Source organism: Streptomyces sp. NBC_00104 (assembly GCF_045160825.1).
Lineage (GTDB): Bacteria > Actinomycetota > Actinomycetes > Streptomycetales > Streptomycetaceae > Streptomyces.
In genome coordinates, this window is record NZ_CP108215.1 from 609137 (window position 1) to 625652 (window position 16516).

Here is a 16516-nt window from a genome sequence, read left to right on the forward strand (position 1 = left end):
CCCGTTCCCGGGGCGGAGGAGACGGGCGGCACCCTTCTTCGCCACAGCAGCGAGCCCCCGATCGCCATCAGTACGACCAGGGCGAGGGCAGGGCCGCCCAGCGCGAGAACGGTTCACCGACTCGCCCCGTCCGACCGCGTCTCGATCAGGTCGGCGGAGACGAGGGGGCGTCGCAGATGCCAGACGTAGACGGGAGGAAGGTTGGCCCATACCGTCCAGCGGCTCGTGGCGTGGGTGCGCTGGTAGGTGGTCATGATCTCGTCCACGGCGGCGTGGCGGCGGGCTTCCGCTCGCGATGCCGTCAGGGCGCGGGCCTTGCGGGTGCCGAGGTAGGCGAAGTAGGTCAGCGTGCCGCCGGGGTGGAGGAGTTCCATGTAGCGGGGCCATGATGCGCTCGACCTGCGCATGGACGGCATCACGGCCACCACCCGGCTACGGGCCCTCCCCCACCCGCCGAAGGTGATCACCCTGACCACCTTCGACCTCGACGAATACGTCTACAACTCGCTTGCCGCGGGAGCCGACGGGTTCCTCCTCAAGGACACCGACCCGGCCGAAATACTGCGCGCCGTCCACCTGGTGGCCGCCGGGTCGGCCATGCTCCACCCCACTGCGGCCCGTCTCCTCATCGACCACTACCACGCCACCAACCAGCCCCGGGCCACCGCGGCCCGGGCCGGGTTGGAGCGACTCACCCCGCGCGAACGCGACGTGCTCGCCCTGCTGGCCCGGGGCGACACCAACGCCGACATCGCCGTTCACCTGTCCTCGGCGAGCAGGTCACCGTGGCCGTCGATCACCCGCCCATGCTCGATACGGGACGCGAACTACCGCTCGCGGCCTGCGAGAAAGCGCCGCACCAGTTGTTCCGTCTCCGTCATCCCTTCGGGCACGGAGCGTCGTCAGCCGGCGCGTGGATCTGCGCGAAGCCGGCCTCCCACCGCGACGACAGGGCGTCCCGCGCGCCCTGCTCGTCCACATCCCGGCCACGGGCGCGTCCACGTGCCACGCGGCGAGGTGCCGGGCGACGAGGTGCCGGGCGACGAGGTGCCGGGCGACGAGGTGCCGGGCGACGAGGTGCCGGGCGACGTCCTCCGGACGTCGCCCGGGACGGCCCCCTCTCGTGCCAGGCGGGAGAGTCGCCGGTCCGCGGGCATGCGTCGCATCACCACGAGGGGCTCGGGACCTTCGTCGTCCGGGCTGCTGAACTCGCCCAGGCCGCGAGGGGGGGGTGGCCCGTGGTGGCCGGGCTCAGTCATGGGGGACGACGGCAACGGGGCAGCTGCCGTGGTGGACAGCCGCGTGGGCGACGTGACCCAGATGGTGTGCCACACCGTGCCGGTGTGCGCGTCGGCCGACCACCAGCAGCGCGGCGCCTTCGGCAGCCTGCACGACGGTCTTGGCGGGGCTCGCGAGACGAATCATGTCGGCCACGTCCACCTGCGGGTACTTCTCGTGCCACGGGCGGAGGGCCTTACTCAACTCCGTCTGCGCGTCCCGCGTCATCTCGTCCGTGGCGGCGTGGTCCACCCCCCAGGGCACGCGCGCGTGGAGCGGCACGCTTCGGCCGTGAACGGCCAGGAGCGGAAGTCCTCTGGCCGCGGCGGTGTGGAACGCGAAGTCGAGCAGGTCGTCGGAGGATCCGTGGAGTTTGAGGGCCACGACCACACGGCTCGCGGGCTGCGGCTGCGGCTGCGGCTGCGGCTGCGCTCCATCCTGCCGCGTTTCGGCGCGGACGAGTACGACCGGCCGCGCCGCGTGGGCCATGACCGGCATGCTGACGTCGCCCAGCAAGTGGCTCTCGGGCTGCAGCCCACGGGAGCCGAGCACGATCATCTCGGATTCCGACGCCGCCTGGATCAGGGCGTTCTGGGCGTCGTCGGCCACCAGGCTCCCGATGATGGTCAGGCCCGGGTGGCGAGCCTGCAGTTCGGCCTTCGCGGTGTGCACGAGGCGCTTCGCCCAGTAATTCTGATCGACCTCGGAGGAGGCGTGGGCGGGTTCCGGCGCGAGCAGGGGCCACGCGTGCAGCAGGCGCAACGTGACCCTGCGCTTCTCGGCCTCGTCGGCGGCCCAACGGGCGGCAGCGAGACTCTCGGGTGAGCCGTCGAGGCCCACGGTGACGACTGGCTGCATGGCAGCGGCCTCCGTCTCGTACGAAGCTGGATACGACGGTGGATGACGGTGAACGAATCCGATGGCGCGCATGCTCCGGACCTCGCCGACATGCCGAGCGCGGTGCTTCTCTCCTTCGAGGAGTACCCCAATCCCCTCCCCGGCGCATGTGGAGCCGTGGCGGAGGAGGCCGGCCACGTGGCACCCGCCACGCCCAGGACGCGGTCGACCTGCTTCTATCCGCCGAGATCCGGCGCGTACACGTCTGCGGAGCGGACCGCTGCGCGCTGCGCTTCCTGGACCGCTCCCCGGCCCGCAACCGCCGCTGGTGCTCGATGTCCCGCTGCGGAAACCGCACCAAGGTCCGCCTCCATCAGGCGCGTACACGAGAGAGCGGCCGGAGTACAGAAAGCTGACGGAGGAGTCCTCAGCTCACTCGGGCGACCTCATACGAAAGGCGGGGCCTGGAACGCTGTCAAGGTCCTTCGCTTGCACCGGGTGCCCTCGTTCGCAGCGCAATTGGACGTCGACGTGCCCACCGCACTCGCGGTGTCGCGCCAGTACCGCCGGCCCCTCCGGGTCTGCACGGTACCGGTCACCCCACTGCAGCAGCCCCATCACGGCCGGCACCAGATCCATACCCTTCGGGGTGATCACGTACTTCGGCCGACTCCGCGAACCGGGCTCCTTGTACGTCTCGGTGGCCAGGATTCCTTCCCCCACGAGCATCCGGAGCCGCGCCGCGAGGAGGTTGCGAGGACAGCCGAGGACGCGTTCGAAGTCGCTGAAGCGGGACGAGCCGTACCAGACCTCGCGCAGGATCAGGATCGTCCACTTCTCGCCCACGATCTCAAGAGTCCGCGCGATCGAGCAGTTGGACGTGTCCCGGTCGAGTCGGGGGTCCATGCCGGTGTCTTGGAGAACTTCGGTCCACGCATCCATGGGAGCGATACTAACCGAGTTTGAGTTTACTTTTAGATACCCAGGAGCCGGGCGGAGCGCACGCCCTCACCAATGAGGAGGTGAGGAGGTCACGGCTCGCCTGGGGTCGGACACTCATCTCGGGTCGTAAGCCACACACATTGCCTCGCGGGCATAATATTATGTGCGTCAGACTATGAACCGAGCTCGGATACGACACATTGCTCGGATACGACACATTGCGGCCCGGCCGACAGGGACTCGAGGACTTCGTTCGCGGCTATCTGTCACCCGAGCACCGTGACCAGCCCAGCACCGGATGCCCCTCCGCCGCACTGCTCGACGAGATCGGCCGCTGCGCGGACCCCACCAAGCAGGCGTACACCGAGGGCGCGACGGCCATCGTGGACGAGATCGCCGCCCGCCTGGCGCCTGCGGATCCGCAAGCCGCTCGCGGCAAGGCCATCGGGCTCTTCATCCGTGATGGTGGGGACGCTGCAACTGTCCAGCGCCCTCGTGGAGTCGACCGCAAGTTCGCCGACGAGGTCCTCGAGCGGGGAATCGAGAACGCCCACATGCTCATGCGCCGAGAGGAAACGACCGAGCCGCAACAGCGTGGTGGTCGCCCTCCGTCGCCGGGCGATACGCCAGGGCATCGAACCGAGCCTGGATGCGCCAACCGTTCCGCGCGTCCGAGCATGGACCCTCGCGACCACGCGCGGGCTGGTGAAGCGGCCTCTCCCACCTCGCCTCATGACCGGTGGACGGGCGTGGACCACCCGGGCCGGAGAAGCCTCCAATGCCCCCGGCGCACGGACCGCCCGCCCCTGACACCCACTACTGACACCCACTACCGCTCAAGGAAGTCGAGGGCTTCCGCCACGAACTGCTCGTGGAACTGGAAGATGCCTCCGTGGCCGGCGTCGGGGTAGACGACCAGGTCGGCGTTCGGCAGTCGCCGGGCCAGTTCGAACGAGTTCTTCGTCGGCACCATTCTGTCGCTCTCGCCGTTGGCAATGAACACGGGCTGCTGGATGACGGAGAGGTCCTGGGGCTGCGCGAGCCCCCAGCGGTGGATGGCCTTGAGCTGGGAGAAGTACGACGTGAGGGAGATCGCCTTGTCCCGGTCGTGGGTGCGCTCCTTGAGACGGGCCAGGAACTGCTTTCCGGCACGGCGCCCGCCTGCGGTGCGGGTGAAGAAGAGGAACTGCTTCGGGTCCTGGAGGGTGAACAGGGCCCGGAGGGTGTCGAGATGGGACAGCCGGCTCACTTTCTTGATGCCCTCGCCGCCCGCGGGGCCGGTGCCGGTGAGGATCAGCTTGCGAACGAGCTGCGGGGCATCCTCCACGATCACCTGGGCGATCATGCCGCCCATCGAGAAGCCGTGGATGTCGACATGCGCCAGCCCGAGTCCCCGGATGAAGGTGACGGCATCCTTCGCCATCTCCTCGATGGTCTTCGGCGTCGAGCCGCTGGAAGCGCCGACGCCCCTGTTGTCGAAGGTGATGACCCGGCGCTTGGCGGCGATGCCGTCGACGACCCAGGGGTCCCAGTTGTCGAGGACAGCGGCAAGGTGGGTGATGAAGACCACCGGCACGCCAGTCCGGGGACCGAGGTCACGGTAGGCGAAGGTCACTCCCCCGGCGGTGAGGGTGCGGGTCGGTGCGTCCTTGTACGAGGTCACCACGTCGCCTCGTACTCCTTGTGCGTCGTTCATGGCAGTGCCCTTCCGCATGGGGTTTCCATACTGCGGCGGCAGTCGGTCCGGTCGGCAGCAGAAGGCCCGTAGGAGTGGGAACCCTGGTCGGTCGATTCCTTCAGCATCCGCCAACAATTGAAGTATGACCATACTTCCATGAGCTCCGCAAGGGACGCGCCGCACGCGATGACGGTGAGGCCACGACAGCGACTCGACCCCGCCGCAAGTCCGCCCCCTTCCCCCGGGGAGCAGACCCTCGATGTCACGACAGCACACGAGGCCACTCCGCCGGAGCGCGCCGACCATCGGCCGGGCCTCACGTCACGACCTACCCCCGGGACCAACCGATCGCCACCCCGCGTCGCCCGAGCGGCGGCGGGTCGGCGCGGTCAGGCGGCGAGGACGTCGGCCACCTGCCCGGCGAAGGCCTCGGCGTACCGGAAGGTCATGGCGTGGCCGACTCCGGCGCGGAGGACCAGACTTACACCTCACCGAAGAGGGCCGCCGACAGCGCGTCCGCCGCCATTCGCACACCCTGCGCCGCCACCTCGGAGACCGAGGGGCCGCCGCCCGTGAGCCGGTGCGCGACATGGTCGAAGTGCTCGTGCCGCCGACCGGCGCCGCGCGCCCACCACGAGAGCGGCGCACACGACCCACCGGCACCGCATGACATAAAAGATCAGAAAAACCCCATACACATAATGTGCATGACCGGGGAAGGCCGGACAAACAGCGCCCCGTCCGCTTGCGGGCAAGATACGGAGAGACGATGTAAGCCCTTTCCGGGCGGTCGGCTTCCTCCGCATCGGCGAGCCACCCGGGCAGCCCCGGAACACCGCCGGTCACCCCATCAAACGCAGCCCGTCCTCGAAGTCGATGCGCGTGAGGTCAGCGCGCGAGACGATGCCGAGCTTGGGGAAGACGTTGGTCAGGTGGTGACCCACCGTGCGGGGACTGATCAGCAGTTGTGCCCCGATCTCCCGGTTGGTGAGTCCCTGCGCGGCCAGCCGTGCGACTCTCAGCTCCTGCGCCGTGAGGATGGCCGCGGTGTCCCGGGCCGGTGCCCAGTCGCGGCGCGGGTGCTGCCCGGTCAGCTCCAGTTCCGCCCGGGTGCGGGCGAGCAGGGGCGCCGCGTCGAGTCGCTGGAAGGTTTCCGCGGCTTCGGCCAACTGCGTCCGGGCGTCGGTACGGCGGCCGGTCCGCCGCAGCCACTCGCCCTACAGCAGGCGCGTGCGGGCGTGGTTGAAGGGCCGCGACGCGGCTCCGGGGACCTCCAGCGCCAGCCGGAACTGCTTGTCCGCATCCGCTCGGGATGCCAGGAGCGCGTGGAGGAGGTGCGTCGCGGAGATCGCCCACGTCGCGTTCGTCCGTTCGGCCCACTGCCGCAGCAGCCGCGCCTGTTCCTCGGCCGTGGCCCGGTGCCCGGCCTGGAGGGCGGCCTCGGCGGCGTCGGGTGCGGCGAGCACGGCGATGGTGGCGTTCGCCGCGTGGTGCCCGTGCTCGCTCAGCCGGACCAGGCGGTCCAGCGCCTCCTCGGCCCGGCCGGCGAAGAGCGCCGACATGCCGAGGTTCCACTCCGCGCAGGCGCTGAAGACGCGTACCCCACGCGGCACCCAGACCTCGACGGTGTGGGCGGCGAAGTCCGCGACGGTCTGCTCGTCGCCTCGCGCGGCTGCCAGCCATCCAAGACCGGTGCGGCACTGCGCCGCCAGGTGGTCGTCGCCGGTCCCCTCGGCCACTTGGATGCCCTCAAGGGCGTTCGCCGCGGCCGAGGTCCAGGAGCCTTCCGCGATGTCGAGCGCCACGGTCTGGGCCAGTGCCTGGGTCAGGGCGGTGACCTGGTCCGTGTGCCGCAGCATGTCGGTCTCGCGGCGGAGCGCCTCATGCAGGGCCGACTCGATGCCCCAGGCCACCGCCAGCGGTGCCGGTGGCATCAGGAGCCAGGAACTGCCGCTGAGTTTGGTGAGGATGTCAGCGACGGGGGCCACGACCTGGTCGCGGTCATCGGCGCTACCGCCCCGTTCCTGCGTCCACCACTGGCGCAGCAACGGCAGCAGATCGGCGTTGGGGAAGTTCCCTTGCGGGAGCCGCCGTTCGAGCCGCTGGAGCGCCTCGCGCTGAAGTGGGCCATGACTGGCCGCCCATGCCGCCCGCAGTGCCATGCTGCCGAGCCTGAACGCCTGTCCGGGGTCGGCCACCCGCTCCATGTCCCGGGTCAGCTGACGGCAGGCGGTTTCCAGATCGCCGTGCGCGAACTCGATCAGCCCGCGCAGCCCCTCGCTGAGATCCGCGACCGTGGCTTCGGAGGAGAACCCCTCGGCCCGCTCCAGCATCCCGCGCGCCACGTCGACGTGGCCGGCCTCCCAGGCCGCCCTCGCTCCGTGAGCCAGCCGTCTGGCCGCTTCGTCCGTCGAGGGCGACAGCTTCGCCGCACGCCGCAGGGCACGGGCCGCCGTGGCACAGCCACCGCGCGCCCAGGACCGGTGGGCCGACTCTTCCAGCAGCCGGGCCACCTCCTCGTCGGGTCGGCCCACGGCATCCCAGGCCGCGGCGAGGTGCCAGGGCCGCAGCTCGTCGGCGTGCTCACCGGTCAGTACGGACGCGAGGGCGTGATGAACGGCCTGGCGGTTCGCGGGCGGCGCCTCCTCGTAGACCACCGCCTCCATCAGTGGGTGACGGAAGCGGATGCGCCCGTCCGAGCGCGTGGTGAGCAGGCCCGAGTGCAGCGCCTCGTCCCACGCGACCGCGTCGAGGCCGAGCACGAGTCCGGCCTGGCGCACGGTGTTTCGGTCGCTGCGGTCATCGGCGGCGGTGACCAGGAGCGCGGTGCGGGCAGCCGCGGACAACCTCTCGATCCGGGCGCGGAAGGCACGGCGCAGCCGGGGCCCGACGGCGATCCGCCCACCGGCAAAAGGGTGCGTCGAGATGTCGCCGGCCGCCATGGACGTGGGCAGTTCCTGGAGCGCGAGGGGGTTGCCGGCCGCCGCGCGGACCGTGCGGCGGATGACCGCCTCGTCCGCGTGCGGAGCGACGGCACGGGCGAGGAGCCGGGCATCCTCGTCGCCCAGCTCCCGGACCTCCATCGCCGCCAGCTTCTCCCAGGGGCCGTCGACGGGGTCGTCGTGTCCGGTGAGGAGCATGACCACGGGCTCGTTGCGCAGTCGGCGCGCGACGAAGGCCAGGCACTGTGCGGACGGCTCGTCGAGCCATTGGGCGTCGTCGGCGACGATGAGCACCGGCCGTTCCTTGGCCAGCTCGCCGACGAGCGTCAGTACGGCCACGCCAATCAGGAACCGGTCCGCCACATCGCCGCTCATCCCGAGCGCCCCGTTCAGGGCCTTGGCCTGCGGCTCCGGAAGCGTACTGATCCGCTCCGTCACCGGCCACAGCAATTCGTGCAGCGCGGCGAACGTCAGCCCCGACTCCAGGCGAGTGCCCCGCAACGCAAGACAGCGAAGTCCGCAGCGGCGGACTCGGTCACGTATTCCAACAGGGCGGTCTTGCCGATGCCGGGGTCACCCCACAGCACCAGCGTTGCCCCGTTGCCTTGCCGAGCACCGTCAAGGATCCGGTCAAGGGCTGCCTGCTCCTGGCGCCGTCCGTACAGGTCCATTTGCTTGAAAGCTTAATGGGTTGCGATCGCCCCGAGCCACTCCCGGTACCCACGTTCCACCCGATTTGGCAGTTCCATGACCGATACGGTGACGGATTCGCTGCCGTCCCTTCATCCGTAGCGTCGAAAACGTGATCAGCGCGTTCGCGGAACTGGGCTACGCCGTCGGCCCGACCAACGGAGGCATCAGCAGGCTCCACCAAGTCGTTCCCGCCCAGGACTTCGACAGGCGACTCCGCACACTCAACCGGCCGGCCGACTGTCGACCGTGAATCAACCACCAAGACCTCGAAGGAACGGCAGCAAGGAGAAGTACGCCGCTGACGCCGTCATCCGCGATGACGGCGGGAAGCCGGACGACATCCATACACACCCCAGTCGAGCCTGGTCGGCCGCGTCGCCCTGTCGCGGCGGGCCCGCGCCGCCGTACCCACCGCCACCCCACACACCGAGGGCGACGCGGCAGGCCTCACCCAGGGCTCCAACTCGCCGTCCACCGCGTCGTCCAGGAAGTCCTGACCAACATCGTCAAGTACGCCGCCCCCGCACACCGCGGCGCACGTCATCGTCGCCCCCGCCCTCGACGCCGTAGACGTCACCGCCGAGGACACCCGACCCTCGCGCACCCCACGGGTGGACGGTCATGACGGCGGTGACCAGAGGCCGGTCGGCATACGTGAGCGGGCCGCCCTCTGCCAGGAGAGGTCACCGCGGGCCCCAGCTCCCGCGGCGACAGGACCGTCCCTGCCCTTCTCGCCCCCACCACCCCCACCACCCCCACCACCCCCACTACCCCCACTACCGCCCACACGGAGACTTGACATGACCACCGTTCTCATCGTCGACGACCACGCCCTGCAGCGCTTCGGATTCCGGATGCTTCTGGAACAGCACCCCGATCTGACCGTGGTGGGCGAGGCCGCCCACGGCGCGGAAGCGGTCCGCAAAGCAGCCGAACTTCGCCCCGACGTCGTACTCATGGACGTACGGATGCCCGGCATGGACGGCATCGAGGCCACCCGCCGCATCATCGAGTCCGGAGGCCGCTCCCACGTCCTGGTCCTGACCATCTTCGACATCGACGAGCACGCCTGCGATGCCCTGCGCGCCGGTGCCAGGGGATTTCTGCTGAAGGACGCGCGGCCCGACGAACTCGTCGCCGGTATCCGGTCCGTGGCCGCCGGGGACGTGGTCATCGCCCCCGGCCTGACTCGCGAGCTCATCGACGTCCTCTCCGACCGTCTGCCCGGCCACGCCCCGGGCCAGAAGCAGCGCCTCGCCTTCCTGACCCAGCGCGAACGCGAGTCCCTCACCCAGCGCGAACGTGCATCCCTCACCCAGCGCGAGCGCGAGGTGCTGACCGCTCTCGCCTCCGGCTGGAGCAACCTCGAGATCGGCGAACGGTTGTCGCTGGCCGAATCCACCGTGAAGACCCACGTCAGCCACATCCTCGCCAAGATCGGCGCCCGGGACCGTGTTCAGGCAGTGATCTTCGCCTACGACATCGGACTGGTCAGACCCGCACGACCAGCTGGTTTTGTTGAGGGAACCCGACACCACTTGTCGCTCAGGGCCGAGAACGCCGCGTCTGGCCGGAGGGCGATGTCTGTGAGTTTTGGCAACGCTTGAGGGCTTGCGGTGGGAGAGGGCCGGGCCATGGCCGACATCGGGGAGGCGACGGCCACCCCGTAGCCGGGCCACCGGTCTCTCCCCCGGGTCGGTGGCCTCGCGGCAGCGGAGTGGTCATCGCACCGAGCGCGTGCGCCGAGGTGCGCCTGCTCCCCCCGCCACTTATGTGAGTACGGTCATAATCCCAAAGCCGGCCAGACCCTTGCCCGTGGACCGACCCCCTGCTTATTATCGTACGATCGTAATGTAAAAGTCTCAACGAGCGTGCGTGCGCAGCGTCCTGCGGAGCCGCCGACCAAAGAGGCCCAGCAACTCTCTCAGCCGAAGGGGACTTCCCATGAAGTCGCTGGTCTTGCCGAAGACGACGCCTGGGGCAGCGGACGAGGCGCGGGGTGCGGAACGGACGGACACCGATACGGCCGCCGCACGACGAAGCCCGGGTGCTCCCGGTCCACTCGCCTCCTTCGCCCGGTTCGTCCTGTTCGGCGGCGGTGTCGGGGCCGCGTCCAGCACTGCCGTGGTCGAGCTCGCCGGACTGATGCCCTGGGCTGTGGCGAATGCCCTGATCACCGTCGCCTCGACTCTCCTCAGTACGGAGCTCCACGCGCACTTCACCTTCGAGGCAGGGCGAGCAGGATGGCGGCGGCACTGGCAGTCAGCGGGGTCGGCCATGGCCGCCTACGGGGTGACCTCCACCGCGGTGCTCGTCCTGCACCTCGTGCAGCCGTCGGCCGGAGTGCTCTACGAGCAGGTCGTCTACCTCACCGCCGCCGGGCTCGCCGGTATCGGGCGTTTCCTGGTGCTGCGTGTGTTCGTCTTCGCCGGTGGCCGGACCCGGACCACGGTGCCGGCCATGAGCCCGGCGCCGGCACGGGAAACGGGCGTCAAGGTGTCCGTGCTCTTCCCGGCACCGGCGCTGTCCTGAGGGTGCGCTGGTGCGCCGGTCCCCGATCGCCGCGCGTCCTCGGCCTCGGCTCGCCCGCCCTCTTGTGAGACCTGTGCCTGCCCGGGAGAAGCCCGCGACGCCGGTGCAACTCGTCCCCGCCCGGCTACGCCGGGACGCCGGGACCCGCGTGCGCAGCACTTCGCAGGTGACGAGGCCCCGCAAGGGGGCGTTCGCGGGCGTGGGGTGCCGGCGCTCGCTGGAGTGCGGCTCGTCGGCCGCCGGAACCTGCCGTACCAGGAGAACGCCGCCGGCCGGCGACTCAGTTCGACGTTCCTCATCTGCGAATCCGCAAGGGCCGGTCCAGACACGTCGGCGCCGACACCGCACACCTCTCTGACAGCCCGCCCTGTTCCGCACCATTCCGCCGGCAGCCCCCGGTCGCGAAGGAGGGTCCGCCCCGGCGGTGCACGATGATCGGCCAGCCACGGCAGGAACGGTTCGCAGCAACGGTGTCCGCAGCGACGTCAGAGGCGGTGTAGAGCGGTGTAGAGGCGGTGAAGAGGCGGTGTCAAAGGCAAAAGCCCTGCTCTGACGTCACCGCGCCAGGGCTCCGCTCCGTACGGGCTGGCCTCCTACCTGCTCCCCCGCAGCACCTCTGACTCGGTCACGGCACCCCGGTCCGCCGCTGCTTCGGCGGCATGGTGCTGTGCCACCTGGATGTGGCGCAGGCCGAACCAGGCGACCAGTGCTATCAGCGCGAAGGCCGCCCCGGCGAGGACGAAGCTGAGGGTGAACTGCGATTCGGCGGGCAGAGCAGGGGAGCCGGCAGGGAGGTGCCCGACGCTCTTGGAGGCCAGCACGGTGGTGATCACAGCGCTGCCGATGGCGCTGCCGGTGGAGCGGGAGATGGAGTTGATGCCGTTGGCTATGCCGCTCTCGCGCTGCGGCACGGCGGCCACGATGATCGCCGGCATGGCCGCGTAACCGAGACTGATGGCAGCGCCCACGAAGGCGCCTGCCGCGATGACTGACGGAGTACGGCCGTGGTCCAGGGCGAGCCAGGCGAAGCCCGCGGTGCCGCTCGCCGAGGCCAGCGCCAGGACGGCCCGCGGACCGTGCCGGCGGACCAACTGTCCGCCGACGGGCGCGGCGAGCAGCGACACCACGGTGCTGGGCAGCAGGTACTCCACCGAGGCGCGCAGCACACTCGCGTCGAATCCGTAACCCGCGACCCTCGACGGCATCTGGACCAGGTAGGACACGCCGATGATGAACACGAACGTGCCGTAGCCGACCAGGAGCCCGGCGAGATTGGCGATGAGCACCGGCCGGTGGGCGAACATCCGCATGTCGACCAGCGGTTCCGGCACCTGCCGCTCGACCAGCACCCATACGGCGGCCATGGCGGCGGCACCGGCGAAGCAGCCGATCGTACTCGGTGAGGACCAGCCCCACTCGTGTCCCTGGGTGATCGGCAGCAGAAGCAGCACGAGAGTCGTGGCGAGGGTGAGGGTGCCGAGGATGTCGCTTCGGCCACCGGCGGTGTGGCGAGTGGCCGGCACGAGGGTCAGGACAGCGATGAGGACGACGACGGCGAGCCCGGTGGCCAGCCAGAACACGCTGCGGTAGTCGGGGTGGGAACCCGCTGTGAGCAGACCTGCGGCGACCAGGGCGAAGCCGCTGCCGAAGGCGAACGCACCGCTGGCCATCGCCAGCGCCGCCGGGAGTTTCTGCGGGCGGACCTCATCGCGCAGGACGGACAGGGCGAGGGGGAAGATCGCGGTGGCGGCGCCTTGCAGCACCCGGCCGGTGATCAGCCACAGCAGGGAGTGCGTGGTGGCTGCCAGTACGGTGCCGGCGATCAGCACCAGCAGTACCCCGACGAGGGTGGGTTTTTTGCCGTGCTGGTCGCCGAAGCGGCCGAGCAGGGGCGTGAAGACGGCGGCGGACAGCAGGGTGGCGGTGGTGACCCAACTGGCGCCTGCGGCGGTGGTGTGCAGGCTGTTCTGGATCAGGCTGAGGATGGGCACTACCAGCGTCAGCATCATCGACACGATCATGGCGGCGAGACTCAGCGCCAAGACGATGGCCTTCTCGCTCCAGTGCCGCCCTGCGGGGGCGGAGTCGTGGACGGGGGCACTGCCGATGCCGGCGCTCATGGGTTCGAAGTCCTTCGGATTGAGCCGGGGACGGCGGGTGCGGCAGGGACGGCAGGGACGGCGGTCACCAGGAAGGCTGCGGCCGCGTACGGAACGCGCGGCTCGCCGCATGCGGCCAGGGCGAATTGATGCGTACGTGCGGTGGTACGGCCGTCCGCCGAGGTCGCGGTTCCGGAACCGGAACCGGAACCGGTCGGGAGCGCTGCCCGGTGCGAGCGGTGAACATGCCTGTCGCGGTTCAGGGCGCGGGGAAGGGAAAGAGCATGCAACTGCTGGTGGCGTGGGCGAGCAGGCGGTCCGCCTCGTCGAGCAACTGGGCCTGGGCGAGAGCGGTTTGGCGTCCCCTGCTGACGACCGTGCCGATGGCGCGGACCTTGCCTGTGTCCACGGTGATCCGCCGGAGGAACTTCACGGTCAGGTCGAGCGAGGTGTATGCCATGCCCTGCGGCAGGGTCGACTGGACTGCCCCGCCGGCCGCCGAGTCGAGCAAGGTGGCGTAGACCCCTCCGTGCACACTGCCGATGGAGTTGTAGTGCTCCTCGCCCGGGACCAGCGAGAAGACCACGCGCCCCTCCTCCACTTCCTCCAGGACGAAGTCCAGAGCGGCCACGATGGGCGGTGGGGGCAGGCGTCGCTCGAGCAGGTCGCGCAGCACCTCAACGCCGGAGGTGCGGCCGGCGGTTGCTCCCACGATCGCGGGATCCTGCCACTCATACGTGCGCGTCCGTCCCACGATCCTGCCCTTCTCCATCTGAGTTCGAGAAATGAACCTAGCCACGCACCCTCTGACTGTCAATGATGAAGTCAGAGTCAGTGACAGCGATGGCGGGATGAAGTGCCTTAGGTGTGCTGTCTCACGTAGAAGCCGCCCTCGCGGTCCCAACCGCCTTGCCAGTGCGGACGGGTGAGGTCGGCGACCTTCGCCCTCCGACTCCTGGCGGAGTGCTTGCCGACCGGGTGGAAGACGAGCAGAACAGGCGGGCGCACACGCTCGTATCCCTCCCAGGCGGGTGCGGACCAGCGCGTGCGGCACCTCGGCTTCTCGATGCCGTCGGTGCCCCTCTCCTTCCGCTGGAAGAACCAGGCGCACTCGTCGGACTTCGCGGCGATGAGGGCGGCTTCCTCGGTGCAGTTGCCGACCTCGACGAACAGCAGCGGCACATCGTCGGCCGGGGCGATCACGACGACGTCGACGCGGGCGCCGCCGATCGCGAGTTCTTCCAGGTGCCCTCCACCGGGAGCGCGACCTCGGCGGCGCAGGAGGTGATGGCGCCGATCCCCTTGAGGGCGTCGACGGCGGCCTGCGCGGAGGCGACCGTACCGACCGGTTCCCCCGCGACCAGGTCGAGGTCGGGCCTCGGGCCGATCAGCGCGATCACGGCGGCGTCGGGCTGCTCCCCTGGAAGGCCCAGCAGGGGCTGGGGATGTGGTTCGTCAGACGCGCTGCCCGCCGGCGTCCAGCAGGGCGAGGACGTTGTCTATCCCCTGATCGAGGAGCTCATGGGCGAGTTGAACGTCGGTCAACGCGCGGGAAAGCTGCAGCGTCCCGACCATCAGGCCGAGGAGGCTGAGCGCCTTCACACGTGCGGAGGACGGGGCCTCGGGCGCCATACGGGCGGCAATGCCGTCGATGAGGACGAGCACGCCGTCGGTGTACGCCTGCCTGGTCGTGTCGGTGCAGCGCCCGATCTCGTCGAGCAGCGCGGCATTGGGGCAGCCGTCACCAAGGCTTTCACGGTGCTGGGGCGACAGGTACGCGCGCACAATCTGTTCGAGTCCGGCGCGGCCGGGCGCAGCGCGCGCGACGACGCTCTCCGCCTGCGCCTTCAACTGGTCGGCGATCGCCGTGGTGACGAGATCGTCCTTGGATTCGAAATGAGCGTAGAAGGCCCCATTGGTCAGCCCCGCGTCCTTCATCAGCGTCGAGACCCCGGAGCCGTCGATGCCGTCCTGCTTGAACCGGCGGCCCGCCGTCTCGATGATCCGCCGCCTCGTCTCCTGCTTGTGCTCCTTCGCGTACCGCACCACAGCGCATGCTCCTTCGCCGCCCGGTAGGGCCGGTTGCCCTTCACCGACTCCACCAGTCTATGGTATTGCGAACGTAATCCAAAGAGTCGACAGCGGTGACGGCCGACGCCGCCTCGTCGCCAGCGCCCTGCTCCTGTCCGCCGAGATCCGACGCGTACGCGTCTGCGGAGCAGGCGGCTGCGCTCTGCGCCTCTTGGACGCGGAGTCACACCCGAGGGGCGGGCACCGGGAAGAGCATGCAGCTGCTGGTGGCGTGGGCGAGGAGACGGTCCTTCGCATCGACCAACTGGGCCTGGGCGAGGGCGGTTTGGCGACCCTTGCTGACGACCGTGCCGATGGCGCGCACCGGGCCCGTGTCCACGGTGACCCGCCGCAGGAACTTCACCGTCAGGTCGAGCGAGGTGTACGCCATGCCCTGCGGGAGGGTGGACTGGACGGCGCAGCCCGCCGCCGAGTCGAGCAGGGTGGCGAAGATACCGCCGTGGACGCTGCCGATCGGGTTGTAGTGCTCCTCCCCCGGCGTCAGCGAGAAGACCGCCCTGCCGGGCTCCACCTCGTCCAGGGCGAAGTCGACGGTGTGGCTGATCGGCGCCCTCGGCAGCCGCCCCGCCTGCACCTCGCGCAGGAAGTCGATCCCGGCCATGCTCCCGGCGGCCTCCGCCGAGATCGCGGGATCGTCCCAGTGATACGTACGCGTTCGCCCCACGGTCCAGCGCCCTTCCCTCTGACTGTCAGCTGACTTTTTCAAGCGAAGCTAGACTTTTGTCCACCTGACTGTCAATGCCGAAGGCAGACCCTTACGATGGCGGTATGGAGTGGCTTGAGGCGAGCACGGAGAACTGCCCCGTCCAGCGCACGCTCGACGTGATCGGGGAGAAATGGACGCTGCTGATCCTGCGTGACGCCGTCAACGGGGTCCGCCGCTTCGACGACTTCCACCGCCACATCGGCCTGTCCGAGGCCGTCCTCAGCGACCGCCTCCGCAAGCTGACCTCGGCCGGCATCCTGAAGACGGTCCCCTACCAGGAGCCCGGCAGTCGCTCCCGCAACGAATACCGCCTGACCCGCAAGGGCTGGGACCTGTGGCCCGTCCTGATGGCCCTCACCCAGTGGGGCGAGGCATACACCCTCGGCTCGGAGGGTCCTGTCCTGGACGTCCGCCACACCGACTGCGACGCCCCGGTCCGCGTCGTCGTCGAGTGCTCCGTGGAGCACTCCGCCCTGACTCCCCGTGAAGTCACCGCCCGGCTGGGGAAGGGCGCCCGCCTCCGCTCGTGAGTCATCGACCTCTCGGTCGCCGGCCAGACTGCGGTGAGACATCAGCCGAGTGCCGTGTACGCCGCCGCCCGTTGCCCCTCGACACGATCGACTTCGGCGCGCCGCCGAACCGAACTCGATGGGCGCTCCGCTCGCAGGTCCTGCACCTTCGCCGTCGCCGCCGTCCTGTCCTGGCGTTCCTGGGCGAA

At 69.8% G+C, this 16516-nt stretch carries 19 protein-coding genes and 1 pseudogene; 6 read left to right on the forward strand and 14 right to left on the reverse strand.

Going from position 1 to position 16516, the window contains the following annotated elements; translation table 11 throughout:
• Positions 1-113 precede the first annotated feature (113 nt).
• Complete coding sequence (locus OG272_RS02510; RefSeq protein ID WP_405892371.1) at positions 114-467, reverse strand: hypothetical protein; 354 nt, start codon at positions 465-467, stop codon at positions 114-116.
• Between OG272_RS02510 and OG272_RS02515 the strand changes: the two are divergent.
• A pseudogene (locus OG272_RS02515) lies at positions 403-766 on the forward strand (response regulator); the annotation flags it as partial. The gene OG272_RS02510 and the pseudogene OG272_RS02515 sit on opposite strands and share 65 nt — an antisense overlap.
• 485 nt (positions 767-1251) lie before the next feature.
• Here the strand turns inward: OG272_RS02515 and OG272_RS02520 are convergent.
• A complete protein-coding gene (locus OG272_RS02520; protein WP_405892372.1) occupies positions 1252-2136 on the reverse strand; it encodes a universal stress protein in 885 nt (294 codons plus the stop codon).
• Positions 2137-2282: 146 nt separating this feature from the next.
• On the opposite strand from OG272_RS02520, the gene OG272_RS02525 reads away from it, so the two are divergent.
• Positions 2283-2531 (forward strand): CGNR zinc finger domain-containing protein, encoded by a 249-nt coding sequence (locus tag OG272_RS02525; protein WP_327731685.1) that lies wholly within the window; start codon positions 2283-2285, stop codon positions 2529-2531.
• 16 nt (positions 2532-2547) lie between these two features.
• On the opposite strand, the gene OG272_RS02530 is transcribed toward OG272_RS02525, so the two are convergent.
• The 6 genes from OG272_RS02530 to OG272_RS02555 all read right to left on the reverse strand — a co-directional run bounded on the left by OG272_RS02530 (position 2548) and on the right by OG272_RS02555 (position 8348).
• Complete coding sequence (locus tag OG272_RS02530; protein ID WP_326585971.1) at positions 2548-3021, reverse strand: helix-turn-helix domain-containing protein; 474 nt, start codon at positions 3019-3021, stop codon at positions 2548-2550.
• A 302-nt stretch (positions 3022-3323) separates the two neighbouring features.
• Complete coding sequence (locus OG272_RS02535; RefSeq protein WP_327731683.1) at positions 3324-3692, reverse strand: hypothetical protein; 369 nt, start codon at positions 3690-3692, stop codon at positions 3324-3326.
• A gap of 194 nt (positions 3693-3886) precedes the next feature.
• Positions 3887-4753 (reverse strand): alpha/beta hydrolase, encoded by an 867-nt coding sequence (locus OG272_RS02540; RefSeq protein WP_327731682.1) that lies wholly within the window; start codon positions 4751-4753, stop codon positions 3887-3889.
• Between the two features lie 824 nt (positions 4754-5577).
• Positions 5578-5904: a helix-turn-helix transcriptional regulator gene (locus OG272_RS02545; RefSeq protein ID WP_327731681.1), complete on the reverse strand. Its 327-nt coding sequence runs from the start codon at positions 5902-5904 to the stop codon at positions 5578-5580.
• A gap of 48 nt (positions 5905-5952) precedes the next feature.
• Complete coding sequence (locus tag OG272_RS02550; protein WP_327731680.1) at positions 5953-8178, reverse strand: helix-turn-helix transcriptional regulator; 2226 nt, start codon at positions 8176-8178, stop codon at positions 5953-5955.
• Positions 8148-8348 (reverse strand): ATP-binding protein, encoded by a 201-nt coding sequence (locus tag OG272_RS02555; RefSeq protein WP_405892374.1) that lies wholly within the window; start codon positions 8346-8348, stop codon positions 8148-8150. The genes OG272_RS02550 and OG272_RS02555 overlap by 31 nt, the downstream gene beginning before the upstream one ends.
• Before the next feature lie 131 nt (positions 8349-8479).
• On the opposite strand from OG272_RS02555, the gene OG272_RS02560 reads away from it, so the two are divergent.
• From OG272_RS02560 to OG272_RS02570, 3 genes are all read left to right on the forward strand, one after another.
• Positions 8480-8620, forward strand: coding sequence for a hypothetical protein (locus OG272_RS02560; RefSeq protein WP_327731679.1), 141 nt, complete (start codon positions 8480-8482; stop codon positions 8618-8620).
• Between the two features lie 550 nt (positions 8621-9170).
• Entirely contained in the window at positions 9171-9977 is an 807-nt protein-coding gene (locus OG272_RS02565; RefSeq protein ID WP_328222248.1) for a response regulator transcription factor, read from the forward strand.
• Positions 9978-10314: 337 nt separating this feature from the next.
• Positions 10315-10902, forward strand: coding sequence for a GtrA family protein (locus tag OG272_RS02570; protein ID WP_405892376.1), 588 nt, complete (start codon positions 10315-10317; stop codon positions 10900-10902).
• Positions 10903-11495: 593 nt separating this feature from the next.
• Here the strand turns inward: OG272_RS02570 and OG272_RS02575 are convergent.
• From OG272_RS02575 to OG272_RS02600, 6 genes are all read right to left on the reverse strand, one after another.
• Entirely contained in the window at positions 11496-13022 is a 1527-nt protein-coding gene (locus tag OG272_RS02575; RefSeq protein WP_405892377.1) for an MFS transporter, read from the reverse strand.
• A gap of 238 nt (positions 13023-13260) precedes the next feature.
• Positions 13261-13755, reverse strand: a complete 495-nt coding sequence (locus OG272_RS02580; protein WP_326585180.1) for a PaaI family thioesterase — start codon at positions 13753-13755, stop codon at positions 13261-13263.
• Between the two features lie 107 nt (positions 13756-13862).
• Positions 13863-14204: a hypothetical protein gene (locus tag OG272_RS02585; RefSeq protein WP_327731675.1), complete on the reverse strand. Its 342-nt coding sequence runs from the start codon at positions 14202-14204 to the stop codon at positions 13863-13865.
• Positions 14201-14401: a hypothetical protein gene (locus tag OG272_RS02590; RefSeq protein WP_327731674.1), complete on the reverse strand. Its 201-nt coding sequence runs from the start codon at positions 14399-14401 to the stop codon at positions 14201-14203. Before OG272_RS02590 ends, OG272_RS02585 begins: the two co-directional genes overlap by 4 nt.
• A gap of 55 nt (positions 14402-14456) precedes the next feature.
• Positions 14457-15050 (reverse strand): TetR/AcrR family transcriptional regulator, encoded by a 594-nt coding sequence (locus OG272_RS02595; RefSeq protein ID WP_326585177.1) that lies wholly within the window; start codon positions 15048-15050, stop codon positions 14457-14459.
• 205 nt (positions 15051-15255) lie between these two features.
• On the reverse strand, positions 15256-15756 hold the full coding sequence (locus OG272_RS02600) for a PaaI family thioesterase (RefSeq protein WP_326585176.1): 501 nt from the start codon (positions 15754-15756) through the stop codon (positions 15256-15258).
• 104 nt (positions 15757-15860) lie between these two features.
• On the opposite strand from OG272_RS02600, the gene OG272_RS02605 reads away from it, so the two are divergent.
• The gene (locus OG272_RS02605; RefSeq protein WP_326585175.1) at positions 15861-16328 is read left to right on the forward strand and encodes a helix-turn-helix domain-containing protein; all 468 of its coding nucleotides are present in this window, start codon (positions 15861-15863) and stop codon (positions 16326-16328) included.
• Positions 16329-16516 lie beyond the last annotated feature (188 nt).